The sequence below is a fragment of the Mycobacterium sp. genome (assembly GCF_040509115.1).
Lineage (GTDB): Bacteria > Actinomycetota > Actinomycetes > Mycobacteriales > Mycobacteriaceae > Mycobacterium.
In genome coordinates this window covers 1-6,707 of record NZ_JBEVLO010000515.1, presented here as the reverse complement: position 1 = coordinate 6,707, position 6,707 = coordinate 1, and the positions used below count along the sequence as shown (strand labels likewise).

General features: G+C 66.6%; 10 protein-coding genes. 5 read left to right on the top strand and 5 right to left on the bottom strand.

The features are described from left to right. From ABW137_RS34885 to ABW137_RS34875, 3 genes are all read right to left on the bottom strand, one after another. Nucleotides 1-284 (bottom strand): hypothetical protein (locus ABW137_RS34885; protein ID WP_526407376.1); only part of this gene is annotated, 284 nt, incomplete at its 3' end. 251 nt (nucleotides 285-535) lie between these two features. Next, nucleotides 536-1,570: an LLM class flavin-dependent oxidoreductase gene (locus tag ABW137_RS34880; protein ID WP_526407374.1), complete on the bottom strand. Its 1,035-nt coding sequence runs from the start codon at nucleotides 1,568-1,570 to the stop codon at nucleotides 536-538. Continuing rightward, nucleotides 1,567-2,163, bottom strand: a complete 597-nt coding sequence (locus ABW137_RS34875; RefSeq protein ID WP_068920424.1) for a TetR/AcrR family transcriptional regulator — start codon at nucleotides 2,161-2,163, stop codon at nucleotides 1,567-1,569. The genes ABW137_RS34880 and ABW137_RS34875 overlap by 4 nt, the downstream gene beginning before the upstream one ends. Nucleotides 2,164-2,232: 69 nt before the next feature. Between ABW137_RS34875 and ABW137_RS34870 the strand changes: the two genes are divergently transcribed. The 5 genes from ABW137_RS34870 to ABW137_RS34850 are packed head-to-tail and all read left to right on the top strand — an operon-like array spanning nucleotide 2,233 to nucleotide 5,500. Then, on the top strand, nucleotides 2,233-3,429 hold the full coding sequence (locus ABW137_RS34870; RefSeq protein WP_068920423.1) for a cytochrome P450: 1,197 nt from the start codon (nucleotides 2,233-2,235) through the stop codon (nucleotides 3,427-3,429). A gap of 3 nt (nucleotides 3,430-3,432) precedes the next feature. Then, a complete protein-coding gene (locus tag ABW137_RS34865; protein WP_068920422.1) occupies nucleotides 3,433-3,636 on the top strand; it encodes a hypothetical protein in 204 nt (67 codons plus the stop codon). Nucleotides 3,637-3,689: 53 nt separating this feature from the next. Then, nucleotides 3,690-4,157: a PaaI family thioesterase gene (locus tag ABW137_RS34860; RefSeq protein ID WP_192860469.1), complete on the top strand. Its 468-nt coding sequence runs from the start codon at nucleotides 3,690-3,692 to the stop codon at nucleotides 4,155-4,157. A 6-nt stretch (nucleotides 4,158-4,163) separates the two neighbouring features. Beyond that, a complete protein-coding gene (locus ABW137_RS34855; RefSeq protein ID WP_068920420.1) occupies nucleotides 4,164-4,613 on the top strand; it encodes a PaaI family thioesterase in 450 nt (149 codons plus the stop codon). Then, a complete protein-coding gene (locus ABW137_RS34850; protein ID WP_068920419.1) occupies nucleotides 4,610-5,500 on the top strand; it encodes an alpha/beta fold hydrolase in 891 nt (296 codons plus the stop codon). The genes ABW137_RS34855 and ABW137_RS34850 overlap by 4 nt, the downstream gene beginning before the upstream one ends. 236 nt (nucleotides 5,501-5,736) lie before the next feature. Here ABW137_RS34850 and ABW137_RS34845 read toward each other — a convergent pair whose 3' ends face one another. Together ABW137_RS34845 and ABW137_RS34840 are read right to left on the bottom strand one after the other, a co-directional pair. Next, nucleotides 5,737-6,120, bottom strand: coding sequence for a DUF732 domain-containing protein (locus tag ABW137_RS34845; protein ID WP_158083846.1), 384 nt, complete (start codon nucleotides 6,118-6,120; stop codon nucleotides 5,737-5,739). 11 nt (nucleotides 6,121-6,131) lie between these two features. Continuing rightward, nucleotides 6,132-6,707, bottom strand: a 576-nt coding sequence (locus ABW137_RS34840; RefSeq protein ID WP_526407371.1) for an MMPL family transporter, incomplete at its 5' end; no start/stop codon positions are given.

The window sequence follows — 6,707 nt, the reverse complement described above, 5'->3', positions numbered from 1 at the left end:
CGCTGCGCCGCAACAACTCCGACGACACCTGACGGGAAGGCCATCGCGTGCTTACCGACGACGACGTGCAAGCTCTCGACCGACGAGCCCGTGAGGTCGGCCGCCACATCGGCTGGGATCTGCAGTTCGTCGTTGCCGGCAACCCCGAGTTCGTCGGCCTGGCGGCCGGCGGTGGCGCTGATCAAGCTGAGCACATCATCGTCCTCGGCCCCAGCCGCATAGCCGATCTCGCCGTCCACGAAATTGACCTTGCGCTTGACGCGCTCCAGCGCGGCGATCGGCACATCGTGCTCGACGAAGACGGCGACCCCCGCCTGATCTGAATGCGGGCTCGTCCTCGCGGGACGGTCACCGAGGTTCGGCGACGCGTCCGCCGCCTGCGTCTGGCCTCGTCAAGCCGTAGCGAGCGGGGATCTCTTCCTCACCGAACGTGTGGCCTGCTGCGAGGTCGGCCTCTGACTCCTGCAGCCAAGTGCTTCAGGGGAAGCGGGCCGTTGTGAACCTCGAAGGCGCGACGACGTGCGTCGAGTGTGCACTATTGCGCGGCTTGAGCAATCCCGTGTGGTGAGCATTCTCGGATGAGGCTTTCGAGGTTCTGCTGCACGCGTTTTGGAGTGATGCCGACCGACGGCGAGTACAGCATGATGTGGTCGAGAACGCCTTCGTAGCGGGTGATTCCATCGCGGACTTGTTCTGCCGTGCCGGCTACACCCATGGTGTCGATCATCTCGTCGGACACCGCGGCGAACATCGCTGGGAAATCGCGCCGGCCGAATGCGTCCCGGATTGTTCTGCCCTCGGCGGCGAAGCCGTTAACGTCGAGCACCATCTCATAGGACTTGACCGAAGAGTAGAACGCTATCTGTTGCGCAAGTTCACGTCTCGCGATCTCGGCGTCTTCGTGGATCGAGCACATGACCATGGAGATGACTTCGATGTCGCTGGGGTCGCGGTCGGCGTACGCGGCGCCCCTTGCGATGGCGGGCCGGACGACTTCCTGGACGTAGGTGGTGGTGAAGAGGGGGTGCCCTGCGAGGCCGTCGGCCACCCTGCCCGCTGTCTCGCACATTCGGGGGCGCACACCGGCGGTGATGATCGGGATCGCGCGGCTGGGTGGTTGTACCTCACCGGTGGGGGTGAGGTGCATCGTGTAGAAGCGGCCGTCGTGGTGGATCGGGCCGTCGTGCAGGTTCCAGATGCGGCGCAGCAGACCGACGAGTTCTTCCATGCGCAGCGCGGGTGCGGCGGTGTCGGATACGCCGTGCCAGTCGCTCATCATCCGTTTGGTGCCGTTGCCGATGCCGAGTACCAGTCGTCCGTCGGAGAGTTCGTCGAGGTCGCGTGCTTCGGTGGCCAGCACCAGGGGGCTTCGTCCGATCCCGTAGAGAATGGAGGACCCGATCCGGCAGTTCTGTGTGCTGTTGGCCATCGCGGCCATGGAGATGGACCCAGAGCGGGAGTAGAACTCCGAGGCCCAGGCGGCGTCGAACCCGGCCGCGTCGGCGGCCTGGGCGGTCCGGGCCAACGACGGCAGATCCGCGCCGAGGACCGAGAGGCCGTAAGTGCTCATGCTCGGTCTCCTCGGCGCGGGCGTAGTCCGTCGAACATGACGGCTCTAAGGGTTCCGGCGACCACCGTCTCGTCGAGAGGCTGGTCTGCGACCAGGTACATGAGGGCGTTTATCGTGACCGCGCCGAACAGCGCCATGGAGGCGGATCGTGGATCTGGCTGGGCGACAAGGGATCCGTCGCGGGCGCCTGCGACCAGCAGTGCTTCGACGGGTTGCTGGTAGGCGGTGTTGATCATCTCGGCGATGACCGGCATCCGGGCCGCGCGTCCCAGTTCGCCGATGAGTGCCCGACAGACCGCTGGCCGCTGCGCCATCGCCCGCAGTTGTGCGCCGATGACGAGTTCGAGGCGTTCGGCACCGGTGCCGTCGGTGTGCACGATCGCCGCCACAGCATCGGCGATGTCGGTGAGGAGGTCTTCGAGTAGATACGCGAGGATCTCCTCCTTGCCCGTGAAGTAGTAATACAGCGTCGCTTTCGGCACGCCGGTCACCGCGGCGACGTCCTCGATCTTGGAGTCGTTGAGCCCTTTTTCGGCGAACAGGTCCGCCGCTGCGGGGAGCCGGTCAGCGATCTGACGTGGAATCTTGCGCATTGCCCAATCCCGTTCTTCAAGTTTAGACTCCGAGTCTAAACCCTTGCTTCATGGCGGTGGGAGGTCCTCGTGGTCGCGGTGCCCATGCGGTATGACCCGTTCGACGCCTCGATACTCGAAGACCCCTATCCGACGTACCGCGTGTTGCGCGACGCGGCTCCGGTATACCGCGCGCAGGATTCGCACACCTGGGTGTTGAGCCGGCACGCCGACGTCCAAGCCGCGGCCTTGGATCACGGCACCTACTCCTCGGTGGACGGGATCTTCCCCACCCCGCCGGGATCGGACTTCATCGGGTCGTTTCTGCCGATGATGATCGTGATGGACCCGCCCCGACACGACCAGCTGCGCGCCCTGGTGAGCCGGGCGTTTACCCCCCGCAGGGTCACCGGCCTTCAGACCACCATCACGCGGATGGCGGCGGAGTTGTTCGAACGCCTCGACGAGGGGTCGGGGTCGGCCGATTTCGTGACCGACTTCGCCGCCATCCTGCCCGCCGCGGTGATCGCCGATCTGTTGGGCGTTCCCGCCACCGATCATGATCAGTTCCGATCGTGGTCGAGCCAGCTGGTGCAGGTCGACGTCACCCACGGTCACACCAGCGACGCGCTGGCCGCGGCCGCGTCGATCTACGCTTACTTCACCGATTTCCTCGCCGACCGCCGCCACAATCCCCGCGAGGACCTGATGTCGGCGTTGGCGAACGCCACCGTGGACGGGGTCGGGCTCACCGACGAGGAGGTCCTCGGCTTTTGCGCGCTGCTGCTGGTCGCGGGCTACGAGACCACCACCAACCTGCTGGGGAACGCCGCGGTCGTGCTGGCCCAGCATCGACAGGCACGTCGCCGACTGGTCGCCGATCGCACGCTGCTGGTACCGGCGGTGGAGGAGTTGTTGCGTTATGACTCACCCGCGCAGGGGCTTTCGCGAACCCTGACCCGTGACGTCGTTCTTCACGACACGACGATGCGCCGCGGAGAGAAGGTGCTGCTGCTGTTCGGCTCGGCCAACCGCGACGAGCGTGTCTTCCCCGATCCGGACGTGTTCGACATCGATCGCACCTGCGAACACCAGGTGGCCTTCGGTCGCGGTGTCCACTTCTGCCTGGGTGCGGCACTGGCGCGGATGGAGGCTCGGACCGCCCTGAATGCGTTGCTGGACAAAGTGCCCGACTGGGAGGTCGACCTGGAGTCTGCGCGTCGTCTGCGGTCCGGGCCGATCCGGGGCTTTACGTCGCTGCCCATCATGTGGGCCGCACCGGTCTAGCCCGTGCCCCTGTCCGACGGCCTCGACGATCCGTCCCTTCCCGCGCAGGCCACCCGCAATCCCACGGGCAGCCCGAAGTGGACGCTGGGGGTGTCGTGCCTGTCGGTGGCACTGGTCTTCGGCACCAGCCAGGCCGCGATGGCGCTGTCGGCGATCACCGCGGTCGGATCGCAGATTGACACGTCTACAGAATCGAGCACTCCGTGAGCGAGGCGCTGAGCGGTGAGCCGGTGCGGTTGCCGCCGCACACTCCCACCTGCATGGGGTGCGGCCCCGACAATCCCCACGGCCTGCAGATGGAGGTGTTCCGATCCGGGCAGCAGGTCTACACCGACCTGGTTTTCGACGAACGGCACGGCGGGGCACCGGGTCTCGCGCACGGAGGTGCGATCGCCGCGGCGTGCGACGACTTGTTCGGCTTCACCCTGTGGATCGTCGGAACCCCGGCGGTCACCCGCAACCTGGCCGTCGGCTACCGCGTGCCGGTGCCGTTGCATCACCCCCACCGCATCGTCGCGCGCGTCGACAGCCGCGAGGGGCGAGCCCTGCACGTCAGTGCGACCGGGATCGGGCAGGACGGCATCGTGCGCTTCACCGCCACGGCGATGTTCGTTGCCGTGGACGTCGAGCACTTCGCCGCCCACGGCGACCTCGGCGCGTTCGGTGACATGCTCGAGCGTTTCGCTGGAGCACGACCGTCGGCCGATGACAGAGAAGGCGAGGATTGACAGACGATGGTGACCACGACGTTCGCGCACTTCGACGCGCAGATCGCCGACCAGCTGCTCCACGCGGCGAACACGGCGGGCGGACTGTCGACGTTCCTGAATTTTCGACACACCGCACTCACCGCGGGTCGGCTGGTGGCGGAGATGGATACCCGCGAGGACCTGCTGACCCCGTTCGGCAATCTGCACGGCGGGTGTTTGTCGGCGATGGTCGACCATTGTCTCGGGGTGGTGTTCTACCCCGTCATTCCGGCGGGATCGTGGGTCGCGACCACCGAGTTCAAGTTGAACCTGCTCAGACCCGTGTCCAGCGGGGTGTGCGTCGCCATTGCCGACATCGTGTCGCTGGGCAAACGCAGCGGGGTGGCGCGCATCGACATCACCAACGGCCACAAGGCCGTATGCGCCGCGCAGGGCACCGTCACGATCGTGAGCACCGCAGGCAACGCATCGTGACTTCGGTCGTGCAGCATCGGGTCCGGACCGGAGACGGGATCACCCTTGCCGCCGAGTACTACCCCCACGACGGTGATCGTCCCGTCGTGTTCCTCCTGCACGGCGGCGGTCAGAACCGGCACGCGTGGACCACCTCAGCGCGCCGGCTCCAGTCGCGCGGATACTCGGTGGTGGCCTATGACACCCGCGGTCACGGCGACAGCGACTGGGATCCGGCCGGGCGCTACGACGTCGAGCGACTCGCCACCGACCTGCTCGCCGTCCGTGACCACTTCAGCGCCAATACCCCGCCCGCCGTCGTCGGCGCATCGCTGGGGGGAATGACCGCCCTGGGCGCGCACCTGCTCGCATCCGGGGCGTCGTGGGCGGCGGTGATCCTGGTCGACGTCACCCCGCGGTTGGAGTTCGAGGGTGCCCGTCGCGTCGTGACGTTCATGGCCGCCCACCCCGACGGCTTCGCCACCCTCGGCGATGCCGCCGAGGTGATCGCCGCCTACAACCCGCATCGCGCGCGCCCCGAGAACCTCGACGGCCTGCACAAGGTGCTTAGGCAGCGTCCCGACGGTCGCTGGGTGTGGCGATGGGACCCGGCGTTCGTCCACTCCAACTTCGACTTCCTGCGCGACGGCGCGGCCGCGGGCACCGAGCAGTTCGACGCGATCAGCCATCTGCTGATTGACGGAGCCCGACGCGTCACCGCCCCAACACTTCTCGTCCGCGGGCTGCTGTCCGACGTGGTCTCCCAGGCCACCGTCGAGGAGTTCACCCACCTGGTCCCGCACGCCGAAACCGTCGACGTGTCCGGCACCGGTCACATGATCGCCGGGGACGACAACGACGCCTTCACCGCCGCGGTCACCGACTTCCTCGACCGCTGCACTCTCTAGACCGCGCCACTGCACCGCTCGGGCACGCTGCCCACGCTTGGGCGACGCGGCCAGTTCGGTGACGTGTTCAGTCTGTAGAGTTTCTGCGCCGTCGGCTGGCTACGTGTCCAAAATCGTTGCTGCACTGACTATTTCGCCGCGCATCACTCATCCGACATGTCGAGCGGTGGTGGACTACCACCACGTCAGCTCTCGAGAAGCTTTGCTTTTCCACGCAGCAGTTCCCCGGCCCGCTGTCAGCAGCCGAGTTCCCCTCCGGCGGCGACGATGATCTCAACGGCGGCCGGTACTGATATCGCCAAGTCCTTCGAGACCATCTCAATGGCGTCAGAGGATGGATGGCCGCTGTGGGTCAGCTGGCACACCTTGTAGCCCTCGGTCAGCAGTTGTTGAGCTGTCAGATACGCCAGCCTGCTCTGAAGTCGCTGGAGGTAGCCGGCCTCATCGGCGACCGCAGTGGGCGCGGTCGCGACCCCGATGCCCACAGCGATGGCCAGCAGGGCTACATGGACGGCTCGTGGACGCCGGTTCCGCCGCAGCGATGTCCGCGTCGACCCCACACGGACATCGCCTGCTGCGGTAGGTCGGGACGAGTAGGCGCAGGCAACGCGGTCGTTCATGAGGTCCGTTTTCATGGGGCGGTGGGGCGGTGGGGCCACCAGCTGGCCTCGCGGAGCAGGACGGCAATGGCGGGGACGGTGAGGGTGCGCACGACGAAGGTGTCCAGCAGCAGACCGCAGCCGATGATGAATCCGGCTTGGATCATGATGGCGATGGAGCCGACCATCAGGCCCAACATGCTGACCGCGAAGATGATGCCGGCCGAGGTGATCACCGACCCGGTGCTGGCCACGGTGCGTAGGACCCCGACGCGGATGTTGCGGGTGGATTCCTCCTTGAGCCGCGACACCAGGAGCATGTTGTAGTCGGCGCCCACCGCGACCAGGATGATGAACGCCAATAGCGGTACGGGCCAAGCGATTTCACCACCGAGTCCCCACTGGAAGACCAAGACTCCAATGCCCAGCGAGGCAGTGTAGTTGAGCACCACGGTGCCCAGCAGGTAGAGCGGGGCGAGCAGTGCGCGCAGCAGCAGCACCAGGATCAGGCCCACGATGAGCAGGGTGGAGGCGGCCAGCTGGATGAAGTCGGCGGTCAGGAGGCGCTGAATGTCGGAGTTGACCGCCGGGAACCCGGCAACCGAGAT

Coding starts and splice junctions, on each gene's coding strand:
- ABW137_RS34880 (WP_526407374.1), bottom strand. CDS start 1,570: ATGAGCACTTACGGCCTCTCGGTCCTCGGCGCGGATCTGCCGTCGTTG.
- ABW137_RS34875 (WP_068920424.1), bottom strand. CDS start 2,163: ATGCGCAAGATTCCACGTCAGATCGCTGACCGGCTCCCCGCAGCGGCG.
- ABW137_RS34860 (WP_192860469.1), top strand. CDS start 3,690: ATGGGGTGCGGCCCCGACAATCCCCACGGCCTGCAGATGGAGGTGTTC.
- ABW137_RS34855 (WP_068920420.1), top strand. CDS start 4,164: ATGGTGACCACGACGTTCGCGCACTTCGACGCGCAGATCGCCGACCAG.
- ABW137_RS34845 (WP_158083846.1), bottom strand. CDS start 6,120: ATGAACGACCGCGTTGCCTGCGCCTACTCGTCCCGACCTACCGCAGCA.